15 protein-coding genes are annotated in these 13,779 nt (G+C 55.7%); 8 read left to right on the top strand and 7 right to left on the bottom strand.

The genetic code is table 11. The annotated features are described in order from the left end of the window. The first annotated feature begins 268 nt into the window (after positions 1 to 268). Positions 269 to 1,765 carry a glycoside hydrolase family 30 beta sandwich domain-containing protein gene (locus tag HDE80_RS16950; RefSeq protein ID WP_184672869.1) on the top strand — a complete coding sequence of 499 codons (1,497 nt, stop codon included), beginning with the start codon at positions 269 to 271 and terminating at the stop codon, positions 1,763 to 1,765. Between the two features lie 550 nt (positions 1,766 to 2,315). On the opposite strand, the gene HDE80_RS16945 is transcribed toward HDE80_RS16950, so the two are convergent. Beyond that, positions 2,316 to 2,948, bottom strand: a complete 633-nt coding sequence (locus tag HDE80_RS16945; RefSeq protein ID WP_184672865.1) for a hypothetical protein — start codon at positions 2,946 to 2,948, stop codon at positions 2,316 to 2,318. An 887-nt stretch (positions 2,949 to 3,835) separates the two neighbouring features. On the opposite strand from HDE80_RS16945, the gene HDE80_RS16940 reads away from it, so the two are divergent. The 3 genes from HDE80_RS16940 to HDE80_RS16930 all read left to right on the top strand — a co-directional run bounded on the left by HDE80_RS16940 (position 3,836) and on the right by HDE80_RS16930 (position 7,668). After that, positions 3,836 to 5,488 (top strand): retropepsin-like aspartic protease, encoded by a 1,653-nt coding sequence (locus HDE80_RS16940; protein WP_184672862.1) that lies wholly within the window; start codon positions 3,836 to 3,838, stop codon positions 5,486 to 5,488. A 335-nt stretch (positions 5,489 to 5,823) separates the two neighbouring features. Then, positions 5,824 to 6,867: a hypothetical protein gene (locus HDE80_RS16935; RefSeq protein ID WP_221437672.1), complete on the top strand. Its 1,044-nt coding sequence runs from the start codon at positions 5,824 to 5,826 to the stop codon at positions 6,865 to 6,867. A gap of 327 nt (positions 6,868 to 7,194) precedes the next feature. Beyond that, positions 7,195 to 7,668: a hypothetical protein gene (locus tag HDE80_RS16930; protein ID WP_184672856.1), complete on the top strand. Its 474-nt coding sequence runs from the start codon at positions 7,195 to 7,197 to the stop codon at positions 7,666 to 7,668. A 27-nt stretch (positions 7,669 to 7,695) separates the two neighbouring features. On the opposite strand, the gene HDE80_RS16925 is transcribed toward HDE80_RS16930, so the two are convergent. From HDE80_RS16925 to HDE80_RS16915, 3 genes are read right to left on the bottom strand one after another with little or no spacing between them, the layout of a single operon-like run. After that, positions 7,696 to 8,076, bottom strand: a complete 381-nt coding sequence (locus tag HDE80_RS16925) for a tautomerase family protein (protein WP_184604359.1) — start codon at positions 8,074 to 8,076, stop codon at positions 7,696 to 7,698. 17 nt (positions 8,077 to 8,093) lie between these two features. Further along, positions 8,094 to 8,657: a DUF4865 family protein gene (locus HDE80_RS16920; protein ID WP_184672854.1), complete on the bottom strand. Its 564-nt coding sequence runs from the start codon at positions 8,655 to 8,657 to the stop codon at positions 8,094 to 8,096. Beyond that, positions 8,654 to 8,983: a carboxymuconolactone decarboxylase family protein gene (locus tag HDE80_RS16915; RefSeq protein ID WP_184672852.1), complete on the bottom strand. Its 330-nt coding sequence runs from the start codon at positions 8,981 to 8,983 to the stop codon at positions 8,654 to 8,656. Before HDE80_RS16915 ends, HDE80_RS16920 begins: the two co-directional genes overlap by 4 nt. A gap of 102 nt (positions 8,984 to 9,085) precedes the next feature. On the opposite strand from HDE80_RS16915, the gene HDE80_RS16910 reads away from it, so the two are divergent. Beyond that, positions 9,086 to 9,973, top strand: a complete 888-nt coding sequence (locus HDE80_RS16910; protein WP_184604356.1) for a LysR substrate-binding domain-containing protein — start codon at positions 9,086 to 9,088, stop codon at positions 9,971 to 9,973. 169 nt (positions 9,974 to 10,142) lie between these two features. On the opposite strand, the gene HDE80_RS16905 is transcribed toward HDE80_RS16910, so the two are convergent. Then, complete coding sequence (locus HDE80_RS16905) at positions 10,143 to 10,478, bottom strand: nuclear transport factor 2 family protein (protein WP_184604355.1); 336 nt, start codon at positions 10,476 to 10,478, stop codon at positions 10,143 to 10,145. 269 nt (positions 10,479 to 10,747) lie between these two features. Between HDE80_RS16905 and HDE80_RS16900 the strand changes: the two genes are divergently transcribed. Continuing rightward, positions 10,748 to 11,599 carry a helix-turn-helix domain-containing protein gene (locus HDE80_RS16900; protein WP_184672850.1) on the top strand — a complete coding sequence of 284 codons (852 nt, stop codon included), beginning with the start codon at positions 10,748 to 10,750 and terminating at the stop codon, positions 11,597 to 11,599. Between the two features lie 136 nt (positions 11,600 to 11,735). Continuing rightward, positions 11,736 to 11,963, top strand: coding sequence for a hypothetical protein (locus HDE80_RS16895; protein WP_184672848.1), 228 nt, complete (start codon positions 11,736 to 11,738; stop codon positions 11,961 to 11,963). 145 nt (positions 11,964 to 12,108) lie between these two features. Here the strand turns inward: HDE80_RS16895 and HDE80_RS16890 are convergent, their stop codons facing one another. After that, a complete protein-coding gene (locus HDE80_RS16890) occupies positions 12,109 to 12,234 on the bottom strand; it encodes a DNA-binding protein (RefSeq protein WP_184672846.1) in 126 nt (41 codons plus the stop codon). 42 nt (positions 12,235 to 12,276) lie between these two features. Beyond that, a complete protein-coding gene (locus HDE80_RS16885; protein ID WP_184672844.1) occupies positions 12,277 to 12,495 on the bottom strand; it encodes a hypothetical protein in 219 nt (72 codons plus the stop codon). Positions 12,496 to 12,757: 262 nt separating this feature from the next. Between HDE80_RS16885 and HDE80_RS16880 the strand changes: the two genes are divergently transcribed. Further along, on the top strand, positions 12,758 to 13,582 hold the full coding sequence (locus HDE80_RS16880; protein ID WP_184672842.1) for an EAL domain-containing protein: 825 nt from the start codon (positions 12,758 to 12,760) through the stop codon (positions 13,580 to 13,582). Positions 13,583 to 13,779: the final 197 nt, after the last annotated feature.

Raw genomic sequence — 13,779 nt, 5'->3', positions numbered from 1 at the left:
GTCGAGCGATACGATCTTTCGCCAATCCGAACTAAAATTATTCGCCTCGATCCGGCCAAGGTCTTCGAGTATCCGCAACACGCGATTAAAGTATCGCGTTTGGGTAGTCGTCACTGAAGACAGCTACGGGGATAAGGTCACAGTAATGCTGGACTCTTAAGCGTCGTGCCACACAATCTTGAGGAGCGTCGAGAGGTACTCAATCAACAGCACCGCTATCGTTCACTGCAAGGCATCCATGTAAACGGGTATAAGGAAAAAAAGAACGATGACATTTCAACGAATCGCCCACGCAATGGCTGTGATTCTCATTTTCGGAGCATGCGTGCCCTCCGTCACTTCTGCGCAAGTTGCAGTTTCCGTCACCATGACGACTGGCGATAAATCCAACCTTCTGGCCTCTCAACCGCTCGTCTATTTTGGTAGCGGCAGCGGCAGCGGCACGTACACGATTCAGGTCACGCCATCTTCCGTGCTACAGCCATGGGATGGCGTAGGGGCGGCGCTTACCGACTCAGCCGCCACAGTTCTCGATGCGCTGCCTTCCTCACAGCTAAGTCCTCTGCTCCAACAGCTCTACACGCAGAGTGGTGTGGGCTTCAATATGGTTCGCGTACCGATGGGAGCGAGCGACATGAGCGCGTCGGGCAGCTACAGCTATGACGACATGCCCGCAGGGGCGACAGACCCGGAGCTTGCGAATTTCTCCATCGCACATGACCTCAATGCGATTGTTCCTATCCTGCAGGACATTTCCTCATTGAACTCCAATATGAAACTGTTGGCGGAGCCCTGGAGTCCTCCGGCGTGGATGAAGACGAACAGTTCCATGGATGGAGTCAGCGGCGCCTCGAATAGCACATCGCAGATCATCGCCGCGGACTTTCCATACCTCGCCAATTACTTTGTCAAATTCATCCAGGCCTATGCAAACCAGGGGCTGCAGATCTCCGCGGTGTCACCGCAGAATGAACCGCTCAATACGCAAGGCGGATATCCCTCCGCGATACTTACGGCAAACGACGAAGCCAGCTTCATCGTCAACAATCTTGCTCCCGCGTTGGCAGATGCGAGTCTCAGCTCCGTAAAGATATTTGGCCTTGAAGACAACTTCGCCGATTCAAGTTATGCGCAGACATTGCTCGGTTCCAGTGCCTCCAGCTATCTCGTCGGCACCTCGTTCCATTGGTACAACGGAAGCGTCTCGTCGATGCAGACTGTGCAGGCCATGGATACGACCAAGGGGGTTTGGTTTACTGAAGCAAGTGGCACCGTAAGCTGTCCCGGCGGAGCTGGGACTTGCCCAACGCTCACCGGATCGACCTTCTCTGCATCGGGGTTCAAGACCCAGATGCAAGAACTCACCATCGGCGTTCCTCAGAACAGCGGGAGAAGCATCCTGGGATGGAACCTGGCTTTGAACCAGAACGAAGGGCCGACCAATGGTGGATGCTACAACTGTGTGGGTATCGTTACTGTGGATTCCAGCACCAGCCCTGCTTCCATCTACTACAACACCACTTATTACGCGTTGGGACACATCGGCAAATTTGTTACGCCTGGAGCCCACGTCATTTCCACCACAACGCAAGATTCGACTGGCATTCAGGACGTTGGTTTCGTCAATCCCGACGGAACATTGGTACTCGTCGCATTCAACGGCGGCAGTTCGTCGACGATCTTCACCGTAGCCTGGAATAGCCAAACCTTCGACTACACGCTTCCTGCCGGCGCGGCTGTCACCTTCAAATGGTCACCGTCCTAGAAGTATCCCGCGGCTTTGCCGGGGGATACTTACCTTCAAAATGTGACCCTCAAAGGCGGCGAAGCTCCGGTCATGACGGCCAGCGTCTTCGTGCTTGCGGCGTGTTCAGCCTTCACCGGAATCAGTGTTCAGACCGATCGGAATCCGCATTACGGCTCACACTCTCAGACCATAGCGCGATGCGGGCCTGCCGGTAAGGGCGGAAACAAAAAGAGCATGACCGGCGCTGTTGAGAGCAGCGATGAGCCCGTCATCTTCCACGGAAGGTGCTGCCCACGACATGGGCCACGTAGCTCACATGCAGACCACGCTGAGCAGCAGATGTGCGTGGTCTTTGATCATCGACAGGCGGCATACCCTCGGCGATTTCTGTTTGACGCGACGAACTTTCGCGAGTCTGAGACTTCGCTATTTCCTCGACCTGATCTTTCGGGCTTCGATCAGTCTTCGATCAGTCAACAGGACGTGAGAGATAGTTATGTTCGCTCGACTGTTTTCATGCCGAGCTGCGCAATGACAGACGCCAATATTTGCAAGGCTCTCCCTGACATTACACATGCACTGTCGCTCTCCTTGGCAACATCTGAATCTGACCCGTGCTTGCGTTCTTCAGCCAGTGAACCCGAGAGCGTTTTCGCGCGATGTGGTAGACGCCCTGCTCTTCGCTTACGCCGGGTTGCGAATTGCGCGGGTTGAGCCGCTGCGATTCCAGCTGGCGGATGATTTCGCGCACGGCGCGTGCGTCACTGAAGATGGCATGCCCCAGCAGCGACAGTGTGTGGTCGGCCAGCTCGGCGTCATGGCTGGCGGTTACCACGTCGCCATGGGCCACAATCATGTCGATCAGCTGGTTGAGCGTATCGACCTGCTCCAGGGTCATGCCGAAGAGGTAGCGTCCATGTGCGTCGTCGGGCATCGCCGCCGCGTCGCTTTCGGATCGGTAGGCCGGAAACGAAAGGTCGTCCAGCACGAGACCCACCTGCTCCGCCAGCAATTCGAGGCAGATCGCCACCTGCCCCACATGGATCGCGGGGATCCATTCCTGCTGCACGTCCGGCGTGCGCGGTTGCGCGATATGCGAGAGGAACTCGGCGTACTCGCGCAGCTTCTGCAGCCGGAGCTGGCTGTCCTCCGGCAGAAAATAGCCCACCGTTTCCCGATCATCCGAATCGAACGTTGACATGGCCGCCTCCTCATTCCGTAGAAGTGCCCATCCACAGCGTTACGCCGGACGGGAAGTCGGGAGGTTAGAAACCGCTAACAGACGGCGGGCGTATTCCCCTTGCGGGTGTTGTATTAGCCGCCCTCCCGACGCAGGCATCGCGTCGGTTGTACCCATAAGACACATAGGCACAAAAAACCCACCGATTTGTCGGAGGTGGGTACCGCTGTTAGAGGAGTTTCTACGCTCCTTGACATTGAGTCTGCTATCGCCGCTCCACCGTGTCAACCGCTGCGCGCTAACGACATACTCGTCGATTCCAAAAAGTCCGAAGTCTTATTCCCGCCCGCGATATCAGCGGCATCGTGCTGGATGGACCGTGCCGCAGAGATGATTCTTCAGCAACAAGTTCCTCAACGAATCGAATGTCATTCGCCCGCCCTGGCATGCGATGGCTATCCCAACGATCGGGATCATCAGCAGTTCCTGATCGCACTTGGTGGATCGATCCGGCGTGGACGTCGGACGCATCCCAGAACATGCCATGAGGCATTGGGTACGCGTAGTAACCGTTCGCACAGTTGGCGTGGCGACCATCCATCCACGCCCTCACCATCCTCGAGGAAAAGTTGAGGCCGCGCATCGCGTGCCGCCGCAGCTGCTCGGCCTGGCGTCAACGGGTACGACCGGTTTCGGCTCAGTGATTCCGGTCGCTCAAGTATTCGCGGTCAACAAGCTGCAACCGCTGCGGACACGCTTCCAGCAGCTCAACGAGTGGATGGCTGGCGCCGGGAATTGTGAGGATGCTTCAGACTCTGAGCCCTTTGTCTAGCCCCCTTTGTCTAGCTTGTTATCCTCAAAGGGATAACTTTAAATCCTCTTCGAGCATCCCCGAAGTGAGATTTTCTATGGCCATGTTCTCTGTTCGTGCAGCTCTCGTATCTGCAAGATCGGCGGCCCTATTGATTCTTATAGGATGGCTGGCCTTTTCACCCGCGATCGCACTGGTTGTGACAGCCGGACCGACGACGGTTGCTCGGCCGGTGAAGATTGAAGCCGTCGATCAGTACTTGACTTGGCGGGGCGGCGTTGCATTTAAGAAAATGAGTTCTGCGCATATATCCGGCAGCATCGTTGATGGAGGCCTTCCTGGAACGAAGGAAGTCTGGACGACTCGTCGAGGTTTGTACTGGGAGCGCGAGGACCTCGACTCAATTCAGACCGCTGTTGCTGTCGCTGAAAGTGGCGGGTGGAAGACGAACCTGAGCGGTCAGGCGATCACGCTGTCGAACAGTGAATTGACCACGATGCGGCGTGAATCGGCGCTGCTGTTTGCTGGAATTTTCGTTGGCGAAATGCACGCGGGCGTCAGCGCAAGGCCCGACGAGTTTTACGACAAGACGCTATGGCATATCTTTCGAGTTTCGTTTGGTGACGAAGATACGTTTGACTTCTTCATTCAGCCGTCCTCGGGTCAACTCGGTGCGATCCGCATGACCGAGGATGGACGTTCCCGTATTGTTGTCTATTCCGATTGGAAGATGATCCAGGGCGTGCAGCAGCCATTTGCGCAGAAAGTCAAATCGGGAAACGAGGCCAGTCAGACGGATTTGCATGCCAGCCATGTCGTTCTGAATGCCGCATTTCCAATCGAACTTCTGAATCGGCCCAAGGACCTCGTCACAAAGACATTTTCATCTCCGTCCAATTCGAGTGGATGGATCGACTTCAAATTCGTCGATTCCAAACGCATCTTCATACCCGCACGGGTTAATGGACGAGAGGCGATGCTTCTGCTGGATAGCGGAGCAGAAACGACAGTTGTTGGGCATGAGGTTGCAGATGCCGCTGGCATCCGTTGCTCTGGCGAGATTGGAATGGAGGGCGCTGGCGGATCGGACAATGCCGCTCTTTGCAAAGGTATCTCAATCCAACTCGGCAATGCAAGGATAAACGGGATTGTAGCGACAAAGTTAGACCTCGATGCCATCGGTCGGACCGTAGGCGTTCCGATCGCAGCGATTCTTGGACAAGAAGCCTTCAACGCCTTCGTTGTAGACATTGACTTTGAGAAGCGAAGAATTGCCTTTCTCGCCCCAGACTCGTTCAAAGTGCCGATAGGCGCTCAACGCGTGGTTCTGAAACCGATCGCGGGCAATCGCGTACTCGACATTTCTGTGGAAGGAAAATCACCGATTCCTGTTTTCTTTGATCTCGGGAACGGATCTCCGCTTGATCTCTTCCCTTCGTATTGGAAGCCACAACATCTTCTGAGCAACCGGCCTCATACAGATTCGGAAACCGGCGGAGCTGGAGGCAAGAAACCAGTCGTTGTCGCTACGCTACGGACGGTATCCCTCGCGAATTTCACTTTCCATGACGTACCCACGAACTTTACCGCGGAAGCCGCAACTACAGAGAATTCGCTTCGGGTTAAAGGCAATTTGGGTATACCGATTTTCAGCCGCTTTCATCTAATGACCAACTATGCCGCAGATGAACTGTATCTGTTTCCGAACTCAAAGGACTTTTCAAATCCATTTAAAAGCCCTAAACATTGAGTAAGCCGCCGCTTCGTTACAACCCATTTGAGACGGATCGTGAGCTAAGCCAAACACTTGGCCCGGCGAATGGAGGGTAGCCTGAGTTTCACTTTCAAATGTCCCCGATCCATTCTGCTATCTTCCGATGCGGCGCACTTACAGATGCACAGGAACGCTGGCATTGAGCCCGATGTAGTGGTCCGCGCTGGATGCTTCTTATTTAGACATCTATCTTCTATCGGAAAACGTCTATGTGCGGAATAAGGATTGTTCGCGCCGTCACCCTACTCGCGGCTTCTCTGGCACTTCTATCGCTTTTTGACATAGCCCACGCGCAAACCGTTGTCATTGGCGTGAATGCAGTCAATCCTCTGCGCGCGAGTGTTGCCGATCAGAATGCACTTATTGCGCAACTTAAGACTGCCCACGTGCGGATTATTCGCTGTGGCATCAGTAGCGATGCGAAAGGTATCGATTTCGCAAAGCGTCTGTATGCGCAGGGGATCAAGATCCAGCTGATCGTTAGCCCCGAATATTCACCGAATGCGCCGGTGCGGCCCTACAAACCCGACGAATTCCCGCAGATGTGGGGCGGCCACCCGCTGTCTTCTGCCGATCCGACGCTTTCAAAGGCCGCTTTCCAGACCTTGTTCAACAGTCTGGATGCCAACGGCATTGGGTTGGCCGGCGTGGAGTTGGGCAATGAGATAAATTGGGCCGCTTTTAATCCGGAATTTCCGCTACCTGGCGAAGGAAAAACGTTTACGCTTTCCGATCTTTCGAATGATCCGGAAGGCAAGCAAATCGCCAAAGGGTTTGTGCAGTACCTGAAAGTAGTAACCGTACTGAAAGATGTTCGCGATCATTCAAAGTTGAATCGACATACACCGATCATTTCCGCGGGCATGGTTGACGCCGTGGATGGCGCCAAGCTTTACAACAACAAAAAGGAAGACATGGTGGGTCTATCGGCCACCCTCACCTTTCTTCGACAGCACGGCCTCGATTCGCTTGTCGATGCGTATGGCGTGCATACGTATCCTTCGCCTGGCCAACCTGGAAATCCGTCAGCGGCGGCGCAGCGCACCGCTCATTTCATGAATGTAGCAATGGCCGAATGTCGTCCGCGAGGCGCCGGTGGCGGCAAGCCATGCTGGATCACGGAATGGGGATTTCCCAATTCAAGTGCAACGTGCCCGATCCATGATGAAAGTCGCACCCTGCTCGTCAAGGAAATGCGCGCAAACTTTACAACGGTCGTCGCACAAAAGCGTTTGGCTGGATTCACCTACTTTTCCTGGGATTCCGACCCGTGGTCCAAATCCGTTGCGGCGGACAGCGTTTTTCGTTGTGGCGAGTTAACCGAAGCGGGCAAGTTGGCTGTCGCTCCGATGTGAATCGGTAACGAGCAGATTGAACATGCGGCGTGTTTTCAATCGGAATTTCTTTGACAACAGCGTTGTTGTCGGTCGGTTAGCGCCAGCAATTTTCTCAGCATTGCGTCGCGGGATTGCTAATGTTCGCTGTGGGTCCAGGCTGTGTGAAACAGATTTGCGCCGACACCGGCAGTGAAATTACCACATCGAGACCCGCCGTCAGTACCCATCCGGTTGTTAGCCGGACTGGACAGAGATAAGCTGCGATGGAATCAGCGCATTGAGTGGGGCATCCAAGCGCATCAAGGATGTATAGCGCAGTTACACGTCAGCACAGGGACAGACGAAATGGTTGACACACTAAAGCAGACAGACGGTGCCCTGTTCGGCATCGTAGTGTTCGTCGGTATCCTCGCCCTGCCAGTTGTTTTCATTCTTGGCAGTACATGGGCCTCAGATCATCTCCTCTCTCCTCTCATCGCTATTGGTTGGCTGGCCGTGGCGCTGGATATCTTGATACTTATGCCGCTTTCCATTTTCAAACGGCTTCGCGGCTTCACGGGCTCTGTAATTTTCATATCTTCCTACGTGTTTGGCTTGGTCACGTGGTTGCTAGGGTTCGTCCTGACCTATTCTCTCTGGGGCTTAGGCGCAGTCATCATCGGCCTCCTATTTTTTGGCGGCGGTGTCATCCCAATGGCACTACTAGCAACAATGTTGAAGGGTCTTTGGGATCCGTTCTCGACGCTACTCGTGCTGGTGATTATTACTTTTGCATCACGAGCCATAGGTTTTTCAATTGCCTCCTCAGGCAGCGAGTAGTGGCGTCTAACTACTCGTCCAAGCGGATCATGCGTATTGTGCGATGCCGTTGCCAAACGACCAGTTTTCCTTGGCCGTCTCTAGCAGATTGATAAACACGTCCTCGGGGCGAAGTCCCGGAGCGATGGCGAGTTTCTCTGCTACGCATCGAAAGAATGCTTGTTTCTGCGTTACCGAGCGAGAGTCGCGGCAAGCAATCTGAATGACGACCAGATCATCGCTTCGTACGATATCCATATAACGAGGATCGCAGTCGAATTCATCGGCATCATGCTGGCTAACCAAGATGAAACGATCGTTTTCTGGCACATCGAAACTTTCACGCATGGCGGTGTAGATGCTGTCACGTACAGCAGCAATGTAGGCCGAGGGTTTGCCGCGGCGCATGGCGATGCGAACGAGGGGCATGAGCAATCTCCTGATGGTTAGTGCTTTGCTGAAGGCTGGGAAAGATGACCGACCATGTAAACATCAACACCATCTTCCACCGATGGATGGATGTTGCTTTGCCACAGTCGAAAGCGCAGCAACGTCCAGGTAGTGGGGTCATAGGCACGAATCGTTGCGATGGCACCACGCTCAAGATCCATCTGCGCACCGATGCTTTCCGAATTGCGCAGCTCGCCCAGCGAGGCATGCGCGGCGATGGGCAGTATTTCACGCGTCGCATGGGTTGCGATGGACAGATCGGGAGCCGTTTCCGCACACCACACCGACCAGGTATGCACGATGGGACGACCAAACGATTCGACGACACCGGCGAACCCCGTGCCACCAAGAAACGTATTCATGCCTTGCGTGTCGTGCCACAGATAAAACGGTGCATACAGGTTTTCCCGATTGCCCGCGCTGCGATCAGCGTAGAGGTAAGCCTTGAACGACAACTGCGGAAAATCGTCCGTGAGATGCCCCCGCTCCGCAATGCGCCGCCGAATGATCTCCATGTCGTAGTCGGCAGGCAGAACTATGCGGTACTGCATCGTGATCATGGCGTCTTCGCTTCATTCATCACGGTGCGCAGTGCCGATACTGCCGATGCCGCATTTGGCCATCCCGCATAGAAGGCAAGATGGGTGATCAACTCGGCCAGCGTGTCGCGACCGATGCCGTTGTCCTGCGCACGCCGCAAATGAAACGGGAGTTGTTCGACCCGGTTGAGGGCGATCAGCGCCGACACCGTGGCGAGGCTGCGCTCACGTGGCGTCAAGCCGGGGCGCAGCCAGATGTCGCCGAACAGCGTCTGGTCGGTGAGTTCGGCCAGCTTGGGAGCCAGGTCGCCCAGGGATTGTTGGCCATAGTGAGGATCGAGGGACATGGGTGGCTCTGAGTGGTTTGACGGAACCTACCTTAGCGATCCAACATGATGCTGAAAATCGGGAATTAATGAATTCATAATCCCGTAAAGCAGGATGGTTATATGCAACGCATCACCTTTGATCTGGACGTCATGCGCAGCTTCGTTGCCGGCATCGAACTGGGCAGCTTTGCCAAGGCTGCGGAGCGGCTCGCCCGATCGACCTCTGCCGTGAGTGCGCAACTGAAAAAGCTGGAAGATCAGGCCGGTACGCCGCTGTTACGCAAAGCAGGTCGTGGTATGGCGCTGACCGAAGCAGGCGAAACCATGCTGGCTTATGCACGACGTCTGCTAGAGCTCAACGATGAAGCGGTCAGCGCTATGCGTGGTACTCAACTCGATGGTGCCGTGCGCCTCGGCATGCAGGAGGATTTCGGCGAGAACGTGCTGCCGGAAATATTGGGTCACTTCAGGCGCGCGCATCCGAAATTGCGGGTGGAAGTGCACATAGCGCGCAATGCGGTATTGCTGCAGTCGCTGGGCGCGGACCAGCTCGACTTGGCTTTGGCTTGGGAAACCGAGCCTGGCACGGCGCATGCCGAGCACATATGCACGTTGCCGATGCGATGGATCATCGGTGATAGCGAACAAATTGCCACGCTGCGCGAAAGTGACGAGCCGCTGCCGCTGGTGGTGCTCGATGCACCTTGTCTGATGCGAACGGCGGCGATTGATGCGCTGGATCGCGCGGGTATTTCCTGGCGTATCGCTTTCACCAGCGCGAGCCTGGCGGGAACCTGGGCTGCGGTGAAAGCTGGCCTGGGCATCAGCGTGCGCACACCACTAGGTTTGCCGTCGGAGCTGCGTGCGCTAGATGCGCATAACGCACATCTTCCCTCATTGCCAACCCTTGGCCTTGCGCTGTATCGCAGCGAAGCGGAACCGTCACCAGCCGTGACTCGCCTGGCCGAACTGATCCTGCAGCGCCTGCACAACTCGGTCCTTGCGTGAGTTGTCGATACGCAATCAATAGAAGCGCATGTCACCTCATCTTTTTTGTACTGCAGTGAACGGCCTTCTCATTAGTGCCACCGCCTGGAAGGCCAAATAGAGCGCTCAGAGATGCGCCGGAAGGTAGTAAAAAGGCACCCGGCATGGCTAGTAGAGCAAGCGGCCATAGCTACGGCGCTTTTCGATCGTAGTAGGTTGAGTCGCTCACAACTAGGTGATCCTTGATCGTGTAAACCGACATGATTCGAACGCTGATGGGTTTGTTTCCTGCATCTTTCAGATGACCGGACAGGACAAACTGAACGTAGACATGGTTCGCCGCACTTTCGATGGTGACGATGCTGTCTTTCGCGTCGGGTATGGCGTCGAAAATCCAACGGTATGTATCGGCGATCTTCGAGTTGCCAAGGAGCTCAGGATAGTCTGGGCTACGCAGGATTGCATCGCTGGCGTAGAGGTTTTCGATAGCGGCAGCATCGTGTCGATTGAATGCCGAAAATTTCAACTCAACCGTCCTTATCGGCTCAAGCTCTGATGTGCCGGAGCCTGACGTAACCGGACTTGCGACGGCCAGTGACGCCGGCCTCGTTACGTTACATACAAAGCAAGCAAAGCAAGAGAGAAGAATCATCGTGGCTATTTTCATAAGCATGAGCTCTCGGTTCGTGTGGTAGTAGGATGAGCGCCAGGGAGGTTGCACATCGCTGAACAACCTCATCCTTGCGCCCCCTCCCCGGAAATCTGCCCTCTTATTGCATCGCGAGTCACGCGAAGATGATTGGAAAAAGCCGACATCCGAATACGCAGCAGGTCGCCCCAGACAGCCCGCTTGATCGGAGTGCATTTGGACAGGGCTGTGGTGTATTGCACCATTCGCCTTCGCCAGGGACTTATCAGCACAGGCGCCATGCGCCACCGAGTGAACTGACCGAGTGGGTCGAGCATTTCTGGTTGGAAACCTGGGATCTTCGGGGGTGCTCGCCACAGACGCGGATCGTGCTTCCGCATCCGAGCGTACATCTCGTATTCGCACCGGGTCGCTCGAAGATTTACGGTGTGCAGTTGCGTCGCTTTACCCGTGAATTGAAAGATAAGGACAGCATTCTTGGCATCAAATTTCGCCCGGGCGCGTTCTATCCATTCTTCGGAAAACCCATCAGCACGATCGCCAATTCGTCTGTGACCGCAGAACACGTTTTCCCCGATGCTGTATCCGCTGAGCAGCGTGTACTGATGTGCGGCGATGATCACGCCATGGTGGAGGCTGCTGCAAAATTCTTGATCACCCACTTGCCTGCGCGCGACCCTAACGTGGGAATCGCGTGTCGCATCGTTGAGGCCATAGCGAACGACTGTGCAGTGACACGCGTGGAGCATCTCACCACCCGTTTTGGCCTGCCAGAACGCAAACTCCAGCGACTATTCCATCGATATATAGGCGCGAGCCCACGCTGGGTCATCAAGCGCTATCGCGTGTATGACGTACTCACTCAGCTCACCGCAGGCGAGCCTGTAGCGGGCGCGACACTCGCACAGAACATGGGCTACTTCGATCAGGCGCATTTGTATAACGACTTCCGGAAAATGATCGGTTGCTCCCCTGGCCAATATCTGGAATCAAAGTAGTGCATGTCTGCGTCGTGCATGTCTGCCCTGTTTCTGCAACGCCGTTCTCAACCGCTCCAACGGGCTATCGATTTCAGTGTGCGCTCGATTCTCCGCAACCCGAACATGCGCCGGTTTGGCTTCGCGTTCGGTCGTCATGCTGCCTTCTATATGCATCGAAGGCCTCGGCAAGCTGATCCGCACGTTGCTGCAGCTCATTGCGTTGCTGCAAGAGCTCCGCGAGTTGACCGGCCTGTTGCTCCACGAGACGTTGGACTTCCGCCAGTCGCGTATTGGCGACCTCACGGGCTTGATCCGCACTCCGCGCCAGCATTCGTGCATCGGCCATCGCGTTAAAGAGGACATTCCGCTCTTGATCGAATGAGGCTTGGGCAACAGACTCCGCATGGGCCATGGCGAGGTGCCATGCCTCGGCAAACGCCTGCCCTACTTCCACCGGCACATCGGGCAATAAGAGCATCTGGCCCAGCCGCCTAGCGAGCGCAACACGCCATGTTTCCAACATGCGGCTAACCATAGTTGGGAGAGCCTGCGCCGAGCTGCGCACGAATTTTCTTGAACGTCGTTTGCTCGCCAGCGGCGACTAACGCGTCAGCCGCGGCAATGACCTGCTCTTGCGTGATGCCTTTGGGCATGACAAATACCTCCGCGCAGCGATGAATGAATTCCAAGCTAACTCAGGCGAAATGCAAAGCCCGGAGTTCCCGAAGCGACGTATCGATGGTGACCTTCGTCGAAGCGAAGCTCAACGTAGCCTCGCGCTCGGCGAGGTGAGTCGCAAAACCTACAGCATCTAAAATGGAGCGACGGATGCCTATCTGCATGTCCTGCCTGAAGATCTGCCAGGTGTTCTGAAGACTGCCACTGATGCGGTATTCGATGTGATCAGCTTTCATGTCTTCGACTCCATTGCTTATCCCATTTCAATCTAATGCGCAGAATCTCTAGCAAACCCGACTCGATCGCGTCCTCATGAAAGCGAATCGAATGACGGGAGGTCTCATCCATGTAATGCGAACTCTGACCGCGAAAGGCGACAGGTTTTCCGCACGCACTACCGTCGGCCGAACAACCTGTCGGGTTGCCGCCGCATTCCACGCATCTCAACTATGAGAGCTCCCGATTTCGTTACGAGCATGACCATGGCCGACAGCAGCGATGTCCGATCCACGCTTTACCCGGTTTATCCTGGATAGGAAGGCGATACCAGCTCCAGGGCTTCTCCCAATCGGGTCTGACGAACGCCAGAGCCGGACATCAAGAATCTCCTCATTCGACAGCTTCCAACCGCAGCTAAGCGTGTCGACGGGCCGAATCGTTGCGATCGAAATCCTCTCGCGTTTGCCGATCGCAGCTTCGAAGCTGCCGAAGCTGCCGAAGCTGCCGAGGATGCCGAGGATGCCGAGGATGCCGAGGATGCCGAGGATGCCGAGGATGCCAGAGATACATGCTCACGAGAGGCGCCAGCATCTGGATCACGGCATCGTGGCTGCTTCGCGTGTGTTGAAGACGCTGGCGGACAACGGTCATCGCCACCTTAGCGTGTGCGTGACGGTGCCCTGGACTTGGATCGAGGATGCCCGAGCAGTCAGTTTGGCGCTGCAGGTCGTGTGCGACGCCAACGTGGTGCCGTACAACCTGGTTGTGCAGATATCAGACGAGACACCGCTTGTGCACATGCCATCGGCAATCGGTGGCGTCGCCGAGCTGAGTTGGCACGGGGTCGAAGTGTGTCTGTCGAACTTCGGTTCGGCCCGCCATACACACCATCACCTTCGTTCTCTTCCTGTCGCAAGCATCCGGCTGGACGCCTCCCTCGTGGAGGCAAGGCATGGATCGTTGCGCGATGCCGTCATAGTGCGATCACTCATCGATATGCTCCGCCAGATGAACATCAAAGTGACCGTCGACGGTGTCAACGACCGAGACGACCTGCGTTCGTCGCTCAAGCACAAGCAGACATCGTCCAGGGCGCCTTCATAACGCCTCCCATCTGCCTGGATCTGCTTAGCTCATGGCTGGACACGACGAACCGGCTTGCGGCGAGCCGTACACTCAGCACCCACAAGTGGTCAGTTTGAGGCGGGTATAAAAGGGTGGCGGGGAGTGATAAAAAAACTCCTCCCCGCCGGCTTGCGTTGTCTCACGACAGTGCTGTTACGTCCTGCACATCCTTAGCA

Origin of the sequence: Rhodanobacter sp. A1T4 (assembly GCF_014207185.1) — a bacterium.
Taxonomy (GTDB): Bacteria; Pseudomonadota; Gammaproteobacteria; order Xanthomonadales; family Rhodanobacteraceae; genus Rhodanobacter.
The sequence above is the reverse complement of the archived record's forward strand: the minus strand, read 5'-3'. Positions and strand labels throughout refer to the sequence as shown.

Coding starts and splice junctions, on each gene's coding strand:
- HDE80_RS16950 (WP_184672869.1), top strand. CDS start 269: ATGACATTTCAACGAATCGCCCACGCAATGGCTGTGATTCTCATTTTC.
- HDE80_RS16945 (WP_184672865.1), bottom strand. CDS start 2,948: ATGTCAACGTTCGATTCGGATGATCGGGAAACGGTGGGCTATTTTCTG.
- HDE80_RS16940 (WP_184672862.1), top strand. CDS start 3,836: ATGGCCATGTTCTCTGTTCGTGCAGCTCTCGTATCTGCAAGATCGGCG.
- HDE80_RS16930 (WP_184672856.1), top strand. CDS start 7,195: ATGGTTGACACACTAAAGCAGACAGACGGTGCCCTGTTCGGCATCGTA.
- HDE80_RS16925 (WP_184604359.1), bottom strand. CDS start 8,076: ATGCCCCTCGTTCGCATCGCCATGCGCCGCGGCAAACCCTCGGCCTAC.
- HDE80_RS16920 (WP_184672854.1), bottom strand. CDS start 8,657: ATGATCACGATGCAGTACCGCATAGTTCTGCCTGCCGACTACGACATG.
- HDE80_RS16915 (WP_184672852.1), bottom strand. CDS start 8,983: ATGTCCCTCGATCCTCACTATGGCCAACAATCCCTGGGCGACCTGGCT.
- HDE80_RS16910 (WP_184604356.1), top strand. CDS start 9,086: ATGCAACGCATCACCTTTGATCTGGACGTCATGCGCAGCTTCGTTGCC.
- HDE80_RS16900 (WP_184672850.1), top strand. CDS start 10,748: ATGATTGGAAAAAGCCGACATCCGAATACGCAGCAGGTCGCCCCAGAC.
- HDE80_RS16895 (WP_184672848.1), top strand. CDS start 11,736: ATGCTGCCTTCTATATGCATCGAAGGCCTCGGCAAGCTGATCCGCACG.
- HDE80_RS16890 (WP_184672846.1), bottom strand. CDS start 12,234: ATGCCCAAAGGCATCACGCAAGAGCAGGTCATTGCCGCGGCTGACGCG.
- HDE80_RS16885 (WP_184672844.1), bottom strand. CDS start 12,495: ATGAAAGCTGATCACATCGAATACCGCATCAGTGGCAGTCTTCAGAAC.
- HDE80_RS16880 (WP_184672842.1), top strand. CDS start 12,758: ATGTCCGATCCACGCTTTACCCGGTTTATCCTGGATAGGAAGGCGATA.